Annotated in this window: 3 protein-coding genes; all 3 read right to left on the bottom strand. The window is 74.8% G+C overall.

Features of this window, described 5'->3' with window-relative positions; genetic code table 11:
- Positions 1-6 precede the first annotated feature (6 nt).
- Positions 7-9,468: an SDR family NAD(P)-dependent oxidoreductase gene (locus tag AB0Q99_RS28630; protein WP_363576457.1), complete on the bottom strand. Its 9,462-nt coding sequence runs from the start codon at positions 9,466-9,468 to the stop codon at positions 7-9.
- 1 nt (position 9,469) lies between these two features.
- On the bottom strand, positions 9,470-18,922 hold the full coding sequence (locus AB0Q99_RS28635; RefSeq protein WP_363576458.1) for an SDR family NAD(P)-dependent oxidoreductase: 9,453 nt from the start codon (positions 18,920-18,922) through the stop codon (positions 9,470-9,472).
- Positions 18,915-20,838 (bottom strand): type I polyketide synthase (locus tag AB0Q99_RS28640; protein ID WP_363576459.1); only part of this gene is annotated, 1,924 nt, incomplete at its 5' end. The genes AB0Q99_RS28635 and AB0Q99_RS28640, both read right to left, overlap by 8 nt.

Genomic DNA, 20,838 nt, shown 5'->3' on the forward strand with positions numbered 1-20,838 from the left:
GCCCGGTCACTTCCCGCGCTCGGCGGCCCTGCGCCTGCGGGTCATCCAGGCCTTGGCCGCGGCGACCCTGCGCTGGTCCTTGGCGCCGGAGTAGCACACCTTGCAGAAGGACCGGATCGCCGACAGCGACCGCTCCTCGCCGAGCATCACGAAGTGGTTCGACGACTCCACGTCCGCCCGGTGGAAGTCGGGCAGCTGCTTCTCCCACTCCGTCCAGTACTCGGCGTGGTCCAGCTCCGGGGCGCCGCCCCGGGTCGAGAAGACCGCTTCCAGGTCCCCGAAGAAGAGGCCGCTGCCGTTGCGGAAGTAGAAGCAGGTGACCTCCTCGGCCCGGGGCAGCGGCAGCACGTCGTAGTCCAGGACCAGGTACGCCTCCTGGACCCGGACGTTCTGCTCCACGACCGCGCGCAGGGCCTCGGCCGAACCGCGCAGTCCGCGCTCCCGCGCGAGCCCGATGACCCGGTCGAGCAGGGTGTCGTCGTCCTGCAGCCAGTCCACCTCGGCGGCGGCGACGAACGCGCCGCCGAACTGCCCGGGCGCCGGCTTGGCCGCCGCGAACAGCAGGGCGTTGACTCCCTGGAGGACCATGTCGGTGCGGGCCATGGTCATGCTCTTGACCGCGTCGCCGTACATCGAGTCCACCATCACCACGGTGTCCACCCGCTCGCCGCGCTCCTGCAGCCGGCGGGTCACCTCGTAGGCCAGCAGGCCGCCGAGCGAGTAGCCGCCGAGGTCGTAGGGCCCCTCCGGCTGGACGCTCCGGATGACGTCCACGTAGTGCTCGGCCATGGCCGGGATGCCCTGCAGCGGGGCGCTGTCGGACATCCAGCCACGGGCCTGGATGCCGTAGAACGGGCGCTGGACGCTGTCGGCGAGGGCGGTGTAGACCTCCACCCCGCCCATCCCGCCGTGGAACCAGAACACCGGCCGGCCCTCGCGGACGCCGTTGAGGCGGACGGCTTCGGTCGGGCGCACCGGGGAGGCCGGGGACGCCGCTGCCGCGTCGACCGGGGTGGCCGCGTCGGCCGGGGTCGCCGGGGCCGCGTCGGCCGGGGTCGCGGCGCCGAAGCGGCGCTGCAGGTCCCGGGTGGACCGGCAGTCGGCGAGCGACTGCGCGTCGGCGTCCGGGTCGATCCCGGTCCGGATGCCGTGCAGCAGTTGGGTGGCGAGGATCGAGCTCAGCCCGAGGTCCTCCAGCGGCGCGTCCGGGTCGAGGGCGTCGGCGGGCACCCCCAGCAGGTCGCCGACCAGGCCGGCGATCCGCTCCGCGGCGCCCGTCGCCGCAGCGGCGGCCACCGGCGCGGCCACCGGCGCCGGGAGCGCGGGTGCGGGAAGCGCGGATGCGGGTGCGGGTGCGGGTTCCCGGCCCGGCGTCACCCAGTGCCGGCGCCGGTCGAAGGGGTAGGTGGGCAGGTCCCGCAGCAGCCGCGGCCGACGGGTGCGCGGCAGCTGCTCCCACGGCACCGCCCCGCCCCTGGCCCAGAACAGCGCGAGGCTGTCCGGCCGCGCCTCGGCGAGCAGTTCGCGCAGCACCGCGTCACCGACCCGGCCGCCGAGCAGCACTCCGAGCTCGGAGTCGTCGCGGCGGGTGTCGCCGGTGAACAGCGGCACGGTGGACCCCGTACCGGCCAGGAAGTGGTCCAGACCGGCGAGGAGGTCCGCCCGCCCGGCGGCCACCAGGGCGAGCCGGGACTCCATCGGCTCACGGCCGTACTGGAGGGTGTGGGCGAGGTCGGCGAGGTCCGTCTCCGGCCGCGCACCGACGTACGCCCGCAGCCGGCCCGCCACCGCCCGGAGCCGGTCCTCGGTGCGGGCGGACAGGACGATCACCTGCGGGGAGCCGTCCGCCTCGGCGGCCGGCCGCTCGATCCGGTCCGGGCCGCAGTACTCCTCGACCACCAGGAAGGCGTTGGAACCGCCTGCGCCGAAGCCGCTGATCGTGGCCCGCCGCGGGTACTCCCGCCGCTGCCCGTCCACGTCCACCACCGGCCGGTGCCACTCCCCCGCCTCCCGCGGCAGCCGGAACGGCGTGCCGTCCAGGCGCACCCCGGGGTTGAGTTCGCCCTCGCCGACGAAGGGGACCAGCCGGCGGTGCCGGAGCTGGAGGACGACCTTGCTCAGCTGGGCGACGCCGGAGGCCGCCTCCAGGTTGCCGAGGTTGGACTTGACGGTGCCGATCGCACAGAACCCCTCGTCCCGGGTGTGGGCCCCGAACGCCTTCTTCAGCGCGGCGAATTCGAGGGCGTCGCCCATCTGCGAGCCGTTGGCGGAGGCCTCCACGTAGCCGACGGTCCGCGGGTGGACGCCCGCCCGGCGCAGCCCGGTGTCGATCAGCTCCGCCTGCCGGTCGGGGCTCGGCACCATCGGGCCGTTGGTGCGCCCCTTGTGGTTGGTGGCGCTGGACCGGATCACGGCCAGGATCTCGTCACCGTCGGCGACGGCCCGGGAGAGCGGCTTGAGCAGGACGGCGCCCACGCCCTCGGCGGGCAGGAAGCCGTCGCCGTCCAGGAACGCCCGGCTGTCGGGGCTGCTGCCGGTGAGACCGGTGAGGCTCAGGCCCAGGTACTTCTTGGGGTGGATCGTGAGGTTGACGCCACCGGCGATCATCATCTCGCAGCTGCCCCGGCGCAGTTCCTCGCACGCCAGGTGGATGGCCACCAGCGAGGAGGAGCAGGTGGAGTCCACCGCGACGCTCGGGCCCTGGAGGTCGAAGAAGTGCGAGACGCGGTTGGCGATCGCGCTGTAGGACATCACCGAGGTGATCGACTCGTGCACCGGGTCGGAGGCCAGCAGCTGGTAGTGCTGGTACATGGCCCCGACATAGACGCCGACCTTGCTGCCGTGCGCCTCGCGCAGGCGGTCCCGGGTGTAGCCGGACCGCTCCAGGAGGTTCCAGACGCACTCCAGGAAGAGCCTGGTCTGCGGGTCCGTGATGGCGGCCTCACGGGGCGAGACGTGGAAGAACAGCGAGTCGAAGCCGGCGACGTCGTCGAGGAACCCGCCCCACTTGGTCGGCGTGCGGCCCGGCCGGTTCGGCTCGGGGTCGTAGTGGTCGCCGTGGGCCCAGCGGTCGGCGGGCACCTCGGTGATGCCGTCGCGGCCGGCCAGCAGGTTCTGCCACAGCTCGTCCGGGTCGGCGGCGCCCGGGTAGCGGCCGGCCAGGCCGATCACGGCGATCGCGTCCTCCCCGGCCGGCGCGGGCGCGGCCGGGGCCTGGGCGGTGACCGTGGCGGTGACCGGCTCCACGACGGCGGGAACGACGGCGGAGGCAGGGACGGCGGGGACGGCGGCGACGGGGGCTTCGATGGCCGGGGAGGCCGCAGGGGCCTGCGGAGCCGGGGAGGCCGCAGGGGCCTGCGGAGCCGGGGAGGCCTCCGGCGCCGCCACCCGGGCGCCCAGCACCCCCGTCAGCGCCCCGGCGTGCTCCGCCAGGAAGTGGGCGCTCAGTGCCTCGATGCTCTGGTGCTCGAAGAACAGCGTCTTGGAGAGCGAACCGAAGTCGGCCTCCAGCCGGTTGGTGACCGTCAGCGCCAGCACCGAGTCGATGCCGAAGCGGTCGAACGGGGCGCCCGGGTCGATCCGGTGCGCCGGGATCCGGATCACCTCGGCCAGCGTGTCGCGCAGGTACCCGATCAGCGCGTCCCGGACGGTCTGCCCGCCGGGGGCGGCGGCCGGAACCGCGGCGGCCCGGTCGGCGGCGGCCGGGGCCGAGTCGGTCACCGGGACCGCCGTCGGCCGCTGCGGCTCCTCCCGGTGCAGCACCGTGCGGCGGACCCGCTCGACGTCACCGGCGACCACCAGCACCTGGGTGTGCGGCGCGTCCAGCGCGGCGTAGAGCGCGCCGAGGCCGAGCCCGCTGGGCATCGGCGCCATGCCGAGCCGTCGGTGCATCAGCTCCTCGGTGGCCCGGTCGACCCGCATCCCGCCCTCGGCCCACAGCGGCCAGTCCACGGAGACCGAGGCCCCGCGCCGCTCGCCCCGGGCGACCAGCTCCTGCCGGTGGGCCTGGTAGGCGTCCATGAAGGCGTTGGCGGCCGCGTAGTCGGCCTGCCCGGTGTTGCCGAACACCCCGGCCAGGCCGGAGAAGGCGACCAGGAAGTCCAGGTCGAGGTCCTTGCTGGCCTCGTCCAGGTTCACCAGGCCCGCGACCTTGGGCGCCAGCACCTCGCGGCACTGCTCGGCCGTGCGTCCGCGGAGCAGGCCGTCCCGGATCACCCCCGCGCCGTGCACGATGCCGTGCAGCGCGCCGTGCTCGTGGTGGATCCGTTCGACCAGGTCCCGCACCCCGGCGGCGTCCGCGACGTCGAGCCGCTCGTACCGCACGTCGGCGCCGCGGGCCCGCCAGCCGTCCAGGACCGCCTCCTGCTCGGGGCTCGGCGCCGAGCGGCCGACCAGCACCAGGGTCAGCTCGCGGACCGCGTCGACCATGTCCCCGGCCACGACGGTGCCGATGCCGCCGAGCCCGCCGGTCAGCAGGTAGACGCCGCCGTTGCGCCACGGCACCCGGGTGTCCGTCGGGTGCCCGCCCTCGACCCAGGTGAGGGCCTCGGCCCTGCCGTCCCGGAAGCGCAGCAGCGGCTCGCCGGAGCTGCGCCGCGCCGTGCCGATCCGGTCGGCCAGGGTGTCCGCGTCCTCGGCCGGGTCGACCAGGACGGCCTGCGCCAGCAGCCCGGGGGCTTCGGCCTGGGCCGTCTTCAGCAGTCCGAGCAGGCCCTGGGCGGTCACCCGCTCGGCCGCCTCGGGCACGACCAGCTGCACCAGGGTGCGCGGGTCGGAGCCGGCCTCCGCCGCCAGCCGCTGGACGTGGGCGAGGGTCTGCTCGGCGTGCGCCGTGAACCGCTCCGCCGGACCGCCGGCGCCGCCGGACAGCCGGATCACCCGGGCCGCCGGGTCGCGCCGCTCCAGGGCGTCGGCGAGGTCGGGCAGGTCGGGCACCAGGACGACGGCCGGGTGGTGCGGCGCCGCCGCGGCGCCGGTCTCCACCGGGCGCCAGGCGGGCAGGAAGGTCACCGCGGACACCTCGGCGGACGGGGCGTCGGCCGTGGCCCGGCCGACCTCGCCCTCGAGGACGCGGTACGACATGCCCCGGATCCGGACCCTGACCTCGCCCTGCCGGTCGCAGAGGTCGATGTCCAGCTTGAAGACCCGGCTGTCGCGCTCCACGCCCGCGCTGTAGCGGATCCAGGCCCACATCTCCTCGGTGCAGGCGCCGAGGACCTCCAGCTCGTCCAGGGCGAACGGCAGCGACGGCTTCGTGCCGGACACGTCGAGGGTGTCCGCCCCGCCGGCCGCTCCCAGGCCGAGCGAGGCCTGCAGGGTCGCGTCGAGGATGCTCGGGTGCAGGACGTAGGCGTCCCGGGTGTCCCGCACCGAAGCGGGCAGCACCAGCCGCACCAGCACCTGGTCGCGGCCGATGTGCAGGCGCTCGATCCCCTTGTGCGAGTCGCCGTACGAGAAGCCGATCGCCTCGTACGCCGGGTACAGGCGGGCGGCTTCCAGGACGCCGCGGTCGCAGGCGGCCCGGATCCCGGCGAGGTCCAGGACGGCCGGGGCACCGGCCCGGCGCAGCACCAGGCCCTGGCTGTGCACCACCGGCGCGCCGCTCGCGTCCCCGTCCGTTCCGGTGATCTCGAAGGCCGCCTCGTCACGGCCGGTGGGGCGCAGCGAGGTGGTGAGGGTGACCGGGCTGCCCTCGGCGGTGACCGGCCGTGCCCAGGCGACGTTGCGCAGGGTGAGGCGGATGCCGTCCGCGGCCGGGCCGCCGAGGGCCAGGGTGCCGGCCGCGCGGGCCATCTCCAGGCAGGCCACCCCGGGCAGGACCTTGCGGCCCTTCACCACGTGGTCCTTCAGGAAGTGCTCCTCGCCGGTGAACACCGACTCGTGGCGGCGGGTGGCGAAGTCCGAGACGTCGGCGTGCAGCAGCGGGTGCGGCGCCGCCCCGGGGCCGGCCGCGGGGGCCGCCGCCCGGGGCGCCGCGGCCTGCGGCACCCAGTAGCGGTCGCGGGCGAAGGGGTACGTCGGCAGTGGCACCCGCCGGTGCCCGCGGCCGGTGAACAGGGCGGCGTAGTCCAGGCCGTACCCCTGGACGAAGAGGTCCGCGACGGTGGCCAGGTACTCGGCCAGCGTCTCCGGGTCGGTCTCGGTGGTCGCCCGGTGGAGGCAGTCGTTGCCGAAGTTGCGCAGCGCGGCGCGCTCGGTGGGGCCCTGGGCGGGCACCTCCCCCGTACACACCAGGGAGCTGCGGCCCTGCTCCAGCCAGAGCCGGAGGCCGCGGACCAGGTCGTCCTGGTCCCGGGCCACCACGGCCAGCCGGTGCGACAGGTGCCGGCGGCCGGTCAGCAGCGTGAAGGCGGTGTCACCGAGGTCGAGTTCGGGGTGGCGCTCGGCGTGGGCCAGCAGCCGGCGGACCTGCTCGGTCAGCTGCTCGGCGGTGCCCGCGGACAGGACGAGCAGGTCGGCCGGGGCGGGTGCGTCGCGGTGCGCGGTCAGCGGCGCCTCCTCGATGACGAGGTGGGCGTTCGTGCCGCTGACGCCGAAGGAGCTGACGGCCGCGCGCCGGGTGCCGTCCCCGCCGGCCTCCCAGGGCCGGTTCTCGGTGTTCACGTAGAACGGGCTGCCCGCGGTGTCGATGTGCGGGTTCCCGCGCTCGTAGTTGATCGACGGGGGGATGCGCCGGTGGCGCAGCGAGAGCAGCACCTTGAGGACGCCTGCCACGCCGGCCGCCGTGATGGTGTGTCCGAGGTTGGACTTGACCGAGCCGAGGGCGCAGTAGCCCTCCCGCGTGGTGTAGCGGCGGAACGCGCGCTTGAGCGCGTGGTACTCGATCGGGTCACCCAGCTTGGTGCCGGTGCCGTGCGCCTCGACCAGCTGGATGTGCTCGGGGTTGATGCCGAAGGCGTCGTAGACCGCGGTCTCCAGCCGCTCCTGGGAGCGGGCGCTCGGCGCGGTGATGCCGTTGGAGGCACCGTCCTGGTTGATCCCGGTGCCGCTGATCACGCCGTGCACGTGGTCGCCGTCGGCGAGCGCGTCGGAGAGCCGCTTGAGGACGACCACGCCGACGCCCTCGCCGGGGACGAAGCCGTCGGCGCGCTCGTCGAAGGTGTGGCAGCGCCCGGTCGGCGAGAGCATGCCGGCCTGGCCCGCCAGCAGGTAGAACTGCGGCGTGGCCTGGAGCGCGACACCGCCGGCGATGGCCATCCCGGTCTCCCCGCCCCACAGCCCCTGGCAGGCCAGGTGGATGGCGACCAGGGAGCTGGAGCAGGCGGTGTCGACGGCGACGGCCGGGCCCTGGAGGTCGAGGTAGTAGGAGATGCGGGCGGGCAGGGCGGACAGCGAGTTGCCCCACATGGACTGGGGCGGCGCCTCGCCGCCGAACAGCTGCGCGTAGCCGCTCTCCTGACAGCCGACGTAGACGCCGACCTGGCGGCCCTGGGTGGTCGAGCCCGCGTAGCCGGCGTCCTCCAGGGCCTTCCAGGCCTCCTCCAGGAACAGCCGCTGCTGCGGGTCCATGTAGGTCGCCTCGACGCCGGAGATGTTGAAGAACGTCGGGTCGAAGCGGTCGATGTCGTCGACGAAGCTGCCGCGGTCGCAGTCGCCGGCGCTCTCGGGCAGGCCCGAGAGGTCCCAGCGGGAGACCTTCTCGATCAGGTCGTCGCCCTGCGCGAGGTGTTCCCAGAGCCGCTCGACGTCCGGTGAGCCGCCGAAGCGGCCGCTCATGCCGACGATGGCGATCGGTTCCTTGCGCAGGCCCGCGGCCGGTTCGGGGCGGGGCCGGGCCGGCACCCGCTCGGCCGCCGCCGGGGCGGCGGGCCGTGCGGTGGCGGTCCGCGTGGTGGGGGCCTCCGCGCCGGGCTCCGGGAGCGGTTCGGCTGCCTCGGCCGCCGGCCGGAGTCCGGCCGGGAGGGAGGCGAGTGCCTCCGCCCGGTGGGCGGCGACGACGTGCCGGGCCAGCCGGTTGACCGAGCCGTGGTCGAAGAGGTCGGTGGTCGCCAGGTCGATGCCGAGCTTCCGGTTGATCTCCTGGATCAGCTGCACGCCGATGATGGAGTCGATGCCGTAGTCCATGAAGGCGTCGTCCGCGGCGATCTGCGTCCGGTCGACCTTCAGGGAGAGCTTCAGCTGCTCGAAGACGACGTCCTTGACGTGCTCCTCCAGCACCTCGTCCGGCACCGCCCCGGCGCGCCGCGCCGGACGCTGCGAACGGGGCGCCCGGCCCGCCGGCTCCGCGCCGGTCTGCTCCGCGCCGGTCTGCTCCGCGGCGCCACCGGGGGCCTCGGGCTCCACGGCGTCCTGCCGGATCAGGCCGTCGCTGTCGGCCGCGATCACCTGGTGGCCCAGGTCGTGCAGGCGCCGGGCCGGGAAGGAGACGGAGTCGAAGCCCTCGTCCTCCAGCACGTCCGCCCAGGACTCCGGGGCGAGCCCGGGGCAGCCCGGGATGCGCAGCTCGTCGTCCTCGTAGAGCCACCACCCCTCCAGCAGGCCGAAGGTGAGGTGGGTGAACATCGAGTGGGAGGACAGCTCGTTCGCCAGCAGGACGCCGTTCGCCTTGAGCGTGGCCTTGGCGTTGCGCAGCGTCCGGCGGATGTTCCTGGTGGCGTGCAGGACGTTGGTGGCCAGCACGATGTCGTAGGAGCCGGGTTCGACGTCCTGGGTCGCCAGCGGCGCCTCGACGTTGAAGATGCGGTAGTCCAGGTAGGGGTGCTTCGGCCCGTACTCCTTCTCCGCGTACATCAGGAAGGACTTCGACAGGTCGGTGTAGCTGTACGTCTCGACGTGCGCGGCGTACGGCTCCAGCTTCTCGAAGACCTTGACGCTGCCGCCGCCGGTCCCCGCCCCGATCTCCAGGATGCGGACCCGGGCGGCCGGGTCGGTGCGCAGGATCTCGCGCACCGCGCCGGCCACGGCCTCGGCCATCACGCCGTTGAAGCAGTCGGTCACCGGGTTGTTCTTGTAGATCCCCTCGACCAGCGCCATCGAGGAGTCGGGGAACATCACGTCGGTGGCGAGCACCTCGCCGGTCAGGATCCGCGGCAGCGCGCGGAGCATCGCGTCCAGCAGCACGACCTGGGCGCGCAGGTCGGCGTTGCGGGTCCACTGCGCGCTGCGCTCCTCCCACTCCGTCCACACGTCGCGGCTGCTGATCGGGTGCGCCGGGCGGGGCCGCCGCGGGTCGCCGGTGAGGTGGCCGCGTTCGCGCAGCTGCCGGACGGACTCGTCGAGCCAGCGGCGCAGCTCGTCGCCGAGCGTCAGGCGGGGCGCGGACTCGCCGAACAGGCCGACCGCCTGGAGCTGCCCGAGCAGGAGTCGGCAGAGCAGGTCGTCGTCGATCAGCTCGGCCTCGCCCGCCGCGGCGGTCGCGACGGCCGGGTCCGCGGTCCGCTCGGCGATCTCCCGGCAGAGCCGGGCCAGGGGGATCCGGGTGCCCTGGCGGGCGGTGGTGATGGCTTCGCGCCGGATGATGTGCTGCATGTCAGGAATTTCCCCCCTGAGCCTTGACCAGACCGAGCTGGTCGAACGTGCCGGACAGTAGGACGTCGAGGGCGGCCATGCCGTCGGCGGGCTCGATCGAGGCCGCGCCGGCCCGGCTCATCCGCTCCTGGTACTCCGGCGAGGCGACGATCCCGACGCTGCCCCAGTAACCCCAGTTCATGACCTTCACCGGGGCGGAGAGCGCGGTGCCGAGCCGGTGCGCGTACGCGTCCTCGAACACCGATCCCGCCACGTAGTTGGACTGGCCGGGCGCCTTGAGGAAGGAGTTCATCGAGGAGAAGAACAGGACGAAGTCCAGCGGCTCGTCGGCGAAGACCTGGGCGAGCCGGACGCTGACGTCCACCTTGGCGGTGACCGCGGCGCGGAACCGCGCCTCGTCCATCCGCTCCAGGCTCTGGTCGAGCAGGACGATCGCCGAGTGGATCACGCCGTGCACGGCCGGGTGGTCGTGCTTGATCCGCTCGTAGGCGCGGCGCAGCGACTCCCGGTCGGTGGCGTCGGCCTGGACGTACCGGGGCTCCGGCCCCAGCTCGCCGAGGCGGCGCAACTTCGCGCGGATCGCGTCGTCCTCGGCGCGGCGGCCGATCCAGACCACCCGGGCCCCGTGGGTGCGGACCATGTGCTCGGTCCAGGCCTCGCCGATCCCGCCGGCTCCGCCGATCACGACGTAGGTGCCGCCCTGCCGGTAGACCGGCCGGGCGCCCGGGTCGCGGGGGGTGTCCTGGACCGGGATCAGGGACTGGCGGTACCAGCGCCGGCGCCGGTGGGCCCAGACGGTGCCGCGCTCCTCGCAGGACAGCGCGAACACCTCGTCCAGCGGCCACTCCCCCGTGCGGTCCAGATCGGCCAGGCGCACGTTCCAGCCCGGGTACTCCTTCGCCACCGAGCCCAGCAGGCCGTGCAGGCCGGCGTGGGTCGGGTCGACGGTCTCGCCTCGGCGCACCGGCAGGCTCTGCTCGGTCACCACGGTCAGGTCGAGCGGACGGCGGCCGTAGCCGAGCCCCAGCAACGCCTTGAGGGTGCGGAAGCAGGCGTAGAGACCGGCCTCCTGGGCCTCGACCAGGGCGTCGTCGGTGACGGCGGGCGAGGTCTGCCGGGGTGCCAGCCAGACCAGGTGGCCCACCGGCTCCGGCACCGCGTCCAGCCGGGCGGAGAGCTCCTCCACGGTGTCCGAGGGGCCGACCGGGAGGCGCTCGGCGCCGGGCAGCACCGCGCGGACCCGCTGGAACTGCTCCTCCGTGCCGCCCGCCACCAGGACGCGGCCCGCCACGGCGGGGACGGCCCCGGGGGCCGGGGCGGGAACGGCGTCCCAGACCGGCTTGAGCAGGATGCCGGTGCCCTCGGAGTGCGCGGGCGGCGTGGTCGCCGGAGCCACGGGCCGCACGGCCGCCGGGGCGATGGGCTCCGGCACGGCCCGGGCCGGGGCGGCCTCGGCGGGAGCGGCCTCGGGGGCGGGCCCGGCCAGCCAGTAGCGCTCGCGGGCGAAGGGGTAGGTCGGGAGCGGGAGGCGGCGCGGCCGCCCGTCCGCGTACAGCGCGGCCCAGTCGACGGTCGCACCGGCCACCCAGAGTCCGGCGAGCCGCTCGCACTCGGCGACCGCCGCGGCGCCGGGCGCCGTGGCCTGCGGGGTGTGCGCGGCGCCCCGCCCGCGGGCCTTCGCGGCCCGGCCGGTGAGCACGCCCTCGGCGTGCCCGTCCGCGCCGAAGCGGGCGAGGAGCCCGGCCAGCTCGTCGACGGTCGTGCCGACGACCGCCAGCCGCTGCGGCATGGCCTCGCGGCCGAGCTGCAGCGAGAAGGCGAGGTCCCGCGGGTCGAGCGAAGGGTGCTCCCGCAGGTGCGCGCCGAGCCGGGTGGCGGCGGTGCGCAGCTGCTGCTCGCTCCGCGCCGAGAGGACGAACACCCGGGCGGTCGCCGCGTCCCGCTCCGGACGGGCGGTGGCCGAGGGCTCCTCGTACTCCTCCAGGACGAGGTGGGCGTTGGTGCCGCTGAAGCCGAACGAGCTCACCGCCGCCCGGCGCGGGGCGCCCGCCGCCGTCTTCCAGGACGTCAGCTCGGTGTTGACGTAGAACGGCGAGCGGTCGAAGTCGAAGTGCTCGTTGGGCTTGGTGTAGTGGAGCGTCGGCACCAGTTGCTTGTGCTGCATGCACAGCACCGACTTCTGGATGGAGGCGATGCCGGCGGCCGCGGAGGTGTGCCCGAGGTTGCTCTTGACCGAGCCGATCGCGCAGTAGCCGACCTCGGCGGTCTTCTCGCGGTAGACGGTGCTCAGGGCCTCCAGCTCGATCGGGTCGCCGAGCTTGGTGCCGGTGCCGTGCATCTCGACGTAGCCGACGGAGGCCGGGTCGATCCCGTACCGCTCGTAGACGTCGCGCTCCAGCTCCATCTGGCTCACCACACTGGGCGCGGTGATGCCGTTGGTCTTGCCGTCCTGGTTGATGCCCGAGGCGAGGATCACGCCGTGGACGTGGTCCCCGTCCCGGACCGCGTCGTCCAGGCGCTTCAGGACCAGCGCGCCGACGCCCTCGCCGGGGACGAAGCCGTCCGCGCCGTTGTCGAAGGTCTTGCAGCGGCCCTCCGGCGAGAGCATCCCGGCACCGCACATGCTGATGTAGGCCTCGGGGCTCAGGTAGAGGGTGACGCCGCCGACCAGAGCCATGTCGATCTCGCCCGCGCGCAACGCCTGGGAGGCCAGGTGGGCCGCCACCAGCGAGGAGGAGCAGGCGGTGTCGAGCGCGATGGCCGGGCCCTTGAGGTTCAGGAAGTAGGCGATCCGCGCGGCCGTGATGGCGTTGCTGTTGCTGGTGGCGGAGACGGAGTCGCCGCCCTGCTTCTGCACGAGCATGCTGTACTCGTTGCTCATGATCCCGAGGTAGACCCCGCACTTGTCGCCGCTCAGCGCGCGGGGGTCGTAGCCCGCGTCCTCGAAGGCGTGGTAGGCCTCCTGGAGGAACAGCCGCTGCTGCGGGTCCATGCCCTCCGCCTCGGCGGGCGGAATGTTGAAGAACAGCGGGTCGAAGACGTCGACGTCGTCGAGCAGGCCCATCCAGCGGCTGTAGACCCTGCCCTTCCGGCCGGGCTGCGGGTCGAAGTAACTATCCACGTCCCAGCGGGACTTGGGGATCTCCCGGACGCAGTCGCGGCCGTTCACCAGGTTGTCCCAGTACTGCTCCAGGCCGTCCGACTGCGGGTACTTGCCGGCCATGCCGACGATGGCGATCGCGTCGGCGCCGCCCGCGCGGGCGGGCCGGACGACCGGCGCCGGAGCGGGGGCCGGGACGGCGGGGGCCGGCTGGACGGCCGCCGGGGCCGGGGCCGTGACGACCGGGGCCGGGGCCGTGACGACCGGGGCCGACTGGACGGCCGCCGGGGCCGGGACGGCCGCAGGCTCGGGCGTGGCCGATTGCTCGGTCAGCTCGCGAAAGGGACGCCCCTGAGGGGCGCCTCCCTTCTCCAGCTCCCGCAGGACGCAGGCGGTCAGTTCCTGGATGGTCGGGTGGTCGTAGAGCCGGGTGGCGGGCAGGTCCAGCCCCCACCGCTTGTTGATCACCTTGATCCACTCCACGCCGATGATGGAGTCCAGGCCGAAGTCGGTGAAGCTCCGGTCGAGGTCGAGTTCGGCCTCCTCGACGTAGAGGGCGGTGGCGAGGCTCTCCACCAGGTGGTCCTGCACCTCCTCGGCGGCGACCCGGGCCGGCGCCGGCTCGGCCCCGGGGGCCACCGGGGCGGCGGGGATCACGGGCGCCGCGACGGCCACGGGCGCGGCCGGGACCACGGGCAGGGCAGGGACCACGGGCAGGGCAGGGACCACGGGCGCGGCGACGGTCTCGGACGCGGCCGGGGTCCGCGGGCGCGGGGCGGCCGCCGAGCCGCCGAGCACGGTCCGCAGGTAGCGGGCCAGTTCACGGACGGTCGGGGTGTCGTACAGCCGGGTGGCGGCGAGTTCGAGCCCGTACCGCTTGTTGATCGCCTTGATCCACTCCACGCCGACGATCGAGTCGAGGCCCAGGTCGGTGAAGCCGGTGTCCGGGTCGACGTCCTCGATCGCCAGGTACAGGGCCTGGGCGAGGCCGTCCGACAGCTCGTCGATCAGCGTCTCCTCGTCCGGGACGGCCGACGGCGCGGGAGCGGGGAGGGGAGCGGCGGCCGGGCCGGGAACGACGGCCGGGGCGGGAGCGGGAGCGGCCGCCGCCGGGGCGACCGGCGCGACCACCGGTGCGGCGGCCGGAGCCGCCGCCGGGGCGCCGAGCGGGGCCAGGCCGATGCCGCGCGGCTTGGCCGCCGTACGGGTGCCTGCCGCCGGGGTGGCCGCGACCGGACGCAGCGCCGCGACGGGGGCGGAGGCAGGCGCGGCGGCAGGCGCGGCCGGCTCCGGACGCGCCGCGGACTCCACCGCCGTCGGGGTCTCCGCCACCGTCGGGGTCTCCGCCACGGTGGGCGCGGCCGCCGTGCCCGCCGGTGCCCAGTAGCGCTTGCGCGCGAACGGGTACCCCGGCAGCGCGATCCGCTGCGGCCGCGGGGCCGGGTAGAAGGCGCGCCAGTCCAGGTCGAGCCCGCTCACCCAGAGTTCGAGCAGCTTCCCGAACTTCCGCTTGCGGACCCACGCCCCGATGGTCGCGGCCATGTCCTCGTCGTCGGCGAGGTGGGACACCGCGCCCTTCGCCCGCTTCACCCGGCCGCGGAACAGCTCACCGGTGTCCGGCTCCGCGTCCGCCAGCCCGCGCAGGCGGGCCACCAGTTCGGCGGCGGAGCCGGCCAGGAACGCCACCCGCTCGTCCAGGTGCTCGCGCCCGGTCTGGAGGGTGAAGGACAGGTCGGGCAGGTCGGCGTCGGACAGTCCGTCCGCCTCGACCTGTGCCAGCAGGCGCCGGGCCTGCTCCCGCAGCTGCTCCTCGGTGCGTGCGGACAGCACGACCACCTCGGCCAGCGGCCAGGTCGACGGGTCGCGGGGCGCCGGGCGGGCGGCGGTCGCCGGGACGTACTCCTCGACGATCACGTGGGCGTTGGAACCGCCCGCGCCGAACGAGGAGATCCCGGCCAGCCGCGGCAGCTCGGTGCCGTCCGCGGCCACCGGCCGCTCCCACTCGGCGAGTTCGCGCTGCACCCGGAACGGCGTGTCGGCGAAGTCGATGTGCGGGTTCAGCACCTCCGAGTGCAGCGAGGGCACCAGCGTGCGGTGCTTCAGCTGGAGCAGCACCTTCGTCAGCGCGGCCATCCCGGCGGCGCTCTCCGCGTGCCCGATGTTGCTCTTCACCGAACCGATCGCACAGAACTGCCGGTCCCCGGTGTGCTCACCGAACGCCCTGGTCAGACCCGCGATCTCGATCGGGTCCCCGAGCGAGGTCCCGGTACCGTGCGCCTCGACGTAGCTCACCGACCGCGCGTCCACCCCGGCCCGCTTCAGGGTGTGGGCGATGACGGCGCCCTGGGCCGCCGGGTTGGGCACCGTGTAGCCGTTGGTCTTGCCGCCGTGGTTGACGGCGGTGGCCTTGATGACGCCGAGGATGCGGTCCCCGTCGGCGACGGCCCGGTCGAGCGGCTTCAGCAGCACCGCGCCGACGCCCTCGCCCGGCACGTAGCCGTCCCCACCCTCGCCGAAGCTCTCGCACCGGCCCTTGCTGGACGCGAAGCCGGTCTGGCCGAGCAGCAGGTACTTGGCGGGGTGCAGCGACAGGTTGACGCCGCCCGCCACGGCCACCTCGCAGTCCCCGGTACGCAGGCTCTGGCAGGCCAGGTGCAGCGCGGTGAGCGAGGACGAGCACATGGTCTTGACCGTCATGCTCGGGCCGTGCCAGTCGCCGAAGTACGAGACCCGGTTGGCGATGTTGGCCGCGTTGCCGGGGATGACCCGCCCCTCGGCCAGCGCCGACTCCGTCGCGCCGTAGAGCTGGTACTCGTCGTACATGGCCCCGACGAAGACGCCGACGTTCCCGGTCACGCCGTTCGACCGCTGGGCGGCCAGGGCCTGTCGGGTGTAGCCGGCGTCCTCCAGGGTCTCGTGGACGCACTCCAGGAACAGCCGCTCCTGGGGGTCCATGAACTGGGCCTCGCGGGGCGATATGCCGAAGAACAGCGGGTCGAACCGGTCGATGTCGTCGAGGAAGCCGCCCCACCGGCAGTAGGTCTTGCCGGGGTTGGCCTTGTCGGCGTCGTAGTGCGCGGCGTGGTCCCAGCGGTCGGCCGGCACCTCGGTGATGCTGTCCCGGCCCTCGGCGAGGTTGCGCCAGAACTCCCGGAGGTCGCGGGCCTGCGGGTAGCGGCCGGCGACGCCGATCACCGCGATGTCCGCGACGCGCGGCTCCGGGGCGGCCGTCGGCTCGGCGCCGGGGGCCCCGGCGGGCTTCACGGACGCCACGGATGCCACGGGCTCCGAGGGTGCCGCGGGCGCCGCGGGAGCCGCGGGCTTGGCGGACGCGCCCGACAGCTCGCGCAGCCGGTCGCGGTGCGCGTCGAGGAAGTAGCCGGTCAGCGCCCGGATGGTCTGGTACTCGAAGAACAGCGTCTTCGGCAGCCGCCCGAAGACCTCCTCCAGTCCGGCGGTCAGCTTCATGGCCAGCACCGAGTCGATGCCGTAGCGCTCCAGCGGGAGCCCGGCGTCGATGCGCTGGGCCGGCACTCGGAGCGCGCCCGCCAGCAGGGAGGTGACGTAGCCGACGGCCCGGTCCTCGAAGCCGTCGTCGTGTCCGTCCGGGAGGCTCCCGGGGATGTCGGTGCTGCTCACTGGTTCGTCGCCCTCGCCCGTCTGCTGCATCGTCAGCGCGTTCCTGATCCGGGTCGCGTCGCCGGCCGCGACGAGGACCTGGGGGTGGTCGGTCCGGAGGCTGCGGGACAGGGCCTCGACCCCGGCCGCCCGCTCCAGCAGGGTGATGCCGTGCTGCTCTCGGAGCAGCTCCTCGGTCGCGGCGTCCGGACGCATCCCGCCCTCGGCCCACAGCGGCCAGTTGACGGAGAGGGTGCGCCCGTGCCGTCGCCCGTCCGCGACCAGGCCCCGGCGGTAGGCCGCGTAGGAGTCCAGGAAGCCGTTGGCGGTCGCGTAGTCGGCCTGTCCGGCGTTGCCGAGGACGGCGGCGCCGGAGGAGAAGGCCACGAAGAAGTCCAGGTCCACGTCCGCGGTCGCTTCGTCGAGGTTGACCAGGCCGGTCACCTTCGGCGCCAGGACGGCGCGGAAGGACTCCGCGGTCTTGCGGACGAGGAAGTCGTCGGCGAGGACGCCGGCGCCGTGCAGGACGCCGTCCAGGCGTCCAGCGGTGCGCAGCACGTCCTCCACCAGGCGGCGGACGGCGGCCCGGTCGGTGACGTCGAGCCGGGCGTAGCGCACGTCGGCGCCGGAGGCCCGCAGCCGCTCGACGGTCCGGCGCGCCCGGGCGTCCTCCGGCGAGCGGCCGACGAGCACCAGCGTGGCGTCCGCCACCTCCGCGACGATCTGCTCGGCGAAGATCAGGCCGAGGCCGCCGAGGCCGCCGGTGACCAGGTAGACACCGCCGGCCCGCCAGGGGGAGCCGGCCGGGTCGGCGGCGGGCTCCTCCGCCCAGGTCGGCACCTCGCGCCGGCCGGCGCGGTGGCGCACCACCCGGTCGGCGGCGGCGAGTTCGGCGGCGAGCAGGTCGCGCAGGGCCGGCGCCGGGGTGCCGGGCTCGACGACCACGACCTGCCCGGTGATCCTCGGGTTCTCCAGCTCCGCCGTGCGCAGCAGCGAGCCGAGGCCGGAGAGCAGCAGCGACTCGGGACGGTCGGTGAGCAGGATCCGGACCAGCACCGGCGTCCCGGTGCCGTCGCCGAGAATCTCCCGGAGCTTCGTGAACACCTGCAGCGCGTGATCGGTGAAGCGGCCGTCCGGGGTGGACGCCGTGGAGGTGAGCAGGACGACCTCGTCGGCGGGCAGCCGGCCGGCCGTCACCGGGACGGCGTCCGGCTCGGCGAACAGCACGGTGCGCCGGTCGGCGGGTGCCGGGGTCGCGGCGGTCAGCGCGCGCTCCCGCCAGTCGGGGAACGCCAGCAGGGTTCCGACGGTCGGGGCCGCGGTCGAGGCCCCGACTCGGGCGGGGGCGCCGCCGGGCAGTTCGCGCACCGCGAAGCCGCGCAGCCGGACCTTGACGGTGCCCGCGTCGTCGCACAGGTCGAGGTCGAAGCGCCGGCCGGCCGCGCCCCCCGCACCGGGAGCGCTCCGCCGGACCCGGACCCACAGGGCCGGCGTCAACGCGCCGAGCACCTCGACCCGGTCGACCGCGAACGGCAGCAGGATCCGCCGCTCGGCGTCCGGCTCGCCGGCCAGCAGCCCGAGCGTGGCCTGGACGGCGGCGTCCAGCAGGGCCGGGTGCAGCCGGTGGTCGGCCCAGCCGGGCCGGGCGGCCTCCGGGAGGACCAGCCGGGCCAGCGCCTGGCCGTCGCCGACCAGCAGGTGGTCGACCGCGCGGAAGGACTCGCCGTACTCGATGCCGCCGGCCCGGAACGCGGCGTAGACCTCCGCGCCCTCCAGCCGGCGCGCACCGCACTCGGCCCGCAGCCGGTCGAGGTCGATCCGCTCCGGCGGGGCGTCGCAGCGGACGACCCCGCCGACGCTGAACGGCGCGCCGCCCGCGGGGTCGAGGGTCTCGAAGCGGACCCCGTCGACCGGGTCCGGCCGCAGGGCGAGGTCGAGCTCCCGCGGCTGCCCGCCGACCTCGAAGGCGCGGGCCCACAGCACGTCGGTGAACGCGACCGCGGCCCCCGGCGGGAAGCCCGCCGGATCGTCGGCGGCGGCAGCGGCGAGCGCCAGTTCCAGGTGCGCGACGCCCGGCAGCACGCGCTCACCCCGGACCCGGTGGTCCGTCAGGAAGAACTCGGCGCCGGTGAAGACGGAACGGTAGCGCCGTCCGTCCGGCCCGGGGGTGCCGTGGTGCGGCAGCGGGTGCAACGGGGAGGCGGCCCGGGCGGCCGGGACGGCCTCGGCGGCGGATCCCGCGCCGGGGGCGGCCTCGATCCAGTGCCGGTCCCGGGCGAACGGGTAGGTCGGCAGCGGGATCCGGTACGGGCGGTGCGGCGCGTACAGCAGCGGCCAGTCGACGGCCGCGCCCTCGGCCCAGCGCCGGGCCAGGCCGCGGTGGTCGCGGGCCTCGCACAGGGAACGGAGCAGCGCCTGCTGCGATTCGTCCTGGTCGTCGACGGCCAGCGGGTCGGCCACCGTACCGCGGACCAGCTCCGCGTCGCCCGACCCGTCCAGGTGGGCGCGCAGGCCGCGGGCCACCGCGGCGGTGGAGTCCGCCGTGAACGCCAGCCGGTGCTCCATGGCCGAGCGGCCGACCTGGAGCGAGAAGGCGAGGTCGGTCAGGTCGACCTGCGGCTCGTCCGCCAGGAAGGCGAGCAGGTTCCGCGCCACGCCGTCCAGCTGGGCCTCGGTCTTCGCCGACAGGGCGACGACGACGGTCGCCGACCCGGTCCGCGCACTGCTGTCACGCATGACGGTACTCCTCCAGCACGACATGGGCGTTCGTTCCGCTGAACCCGAAGGAGCTCACGGCGGCACGCCGCGGCTCGTGGTCTCCGCGCGGCTCGAACGGCCGCAGGCGGGTGGTGACCCGGAACGGGGAATTGTCGAAGTCGAAATGCTCGTTCGGCGTCTCGAAGTTGAGCGACGGCACCAGCAGGCCGTGCCGCATGCTCAGCAGGGCCTTGGTCACCCCCGCCACTCCGGCGGCCGCCGAGGTGTGGCCGATGTTGGACTTGACCGAGCCGATCCGGCAGGAGCCCACGGGGACGCCCCGCTCGCGGTAGACCGCGGCCAGCGCGTCGAGCTCGATCGGGTCGCCCAACTTGGTTCCGGTGCCGTGCATTTCGACGTAGCCGATGGAGGCGGCGTCGATGCCGTGCCGGTCGTAGACCGTCCGGACCAGCTCCTTCTGGCTGTTGGCGCTCGGCGCGGTGATGCCGTTGGTCTTGCCGTCCTGGTTGGTGCCGGAGGCGGCGACGACGCCGTAGACGTGGTCGTGGTCGGCCTCGGCGTCACCGAGCCGCTTCAGCACCAGGGCCCCGACACCCTCGCCGGGGACGAACCCGTCGGCGCCGTTGTCGAAGGTCCGGCACTGGCCGGTGGGCGACAGCATGCCCGCCCCGCTCATCCCGACGAAGGTGTCCGGGAGGAGGTACAGCGACACGCCACCGACCAGCGCGATGTCGATCTCACCGCTCGCCAGGGCCTGTTGGGCCAGGTGCAGGGCGACCAAGGAGGAGGAGCAGGCGGTGTCGATCGCGATCGCGGTGCCCTTGAGGTTGAGGAAGTAGGCGATCCGCGAGGCCGCGATGGCGTTGCTGCCGCTGGTCGCGGAGCTGACCCCGGCGCCGTTGCGGTGCGCGAGGAAGCTGTACTCGTTGCCGCTGATGCCCAGGAAGACGCCGCAGTTCTGCCGGCTCAACGACTGCGGGTCGTACCCGGCGTCCTCGAACGCCCGGTAGGCCTCCTGGAGGAACAGCCGCTGCTGCGGGTCCAGGCCGTCGGCCTCCAGCGGCGAGATGTTGAAGAACAGCGGGTCGAAGCGGTCCGCGTCCTCCAGGTACCCCATCCACTTGCAGTTGGTCCGGCCCGGCTGTCCCGGGCGCGGGTCGTAGTACCGCTCGACGTCCCAGCGGGACGGCGGCACCTCCCGCACCGAGTTGCGGCCGTTGCTGAGGTTCTCCCAGAACTCCCGGAGGTTCGCGGCGCCCGGGTAGCGGCCGGACATACCGATGACGGCGGCGCGGCGGCCGCGGTCGTCGGCGGCCGGCGTGACCGGGGTGACCACGGCCGGTGCCGGCGCCGTGGCGACGGGCACAGGGGCGACGGGCGCCGCGGCGGGGACGGACACGGTGGGGACGGACACCGCCGTCGCGGGCGGTGCGGGGACGACGGGCGGGACGGCGACGGGCGGGACGGCCTCGGGGGCGGCGACGGGCGTGGCGGCGACCGGCGGAGCCTCCTCCGCCGGGGCCTCCTCCGCCAGGACGCCCGCCAGTTCGCGCAGCGTCGGGTAGTCGTACAGCCGCGTCGCGGTCAACGAGGTGCCGTAGAGCCGGTTCAGGGTCTTGACCCACTCCACCCCGATGATGGAGTCCAGGCCCAGCTCCACGAAGTTGCGGCCGGCGTCGATCTCCTCCTCGCCGAGGAAGAGGGCCTCGGCCAGGCTGGTACGCAGCTCGCCGATCAGGGCGGACCTGCTCCGCCTGGGCGCGGCCGGGACCGCCGGGGCCGCCTCCGCGGTGACCGGGGCAGGCGCCGGCGCGACCGGGGCCGGCGCCGGGGTCGGGGCCGGGGCCGGCGCCGGGGTCGGGGCCGGGGCCGGCGCCGGGGTCGGGGCCGGGGCCGGCGCCGGGGTCGGGGCCGGGGCCGGCGCCGGGGTCGGG

It is taken from the genome of Kitasatospora sp. NPDC086791 (assembly GCF_040685975.1).
Lineage (GTDB): Bacteria > Actinomycetota > Actinomycetes > Streptomycetales > Streptomycetaceae > Kitasatospora.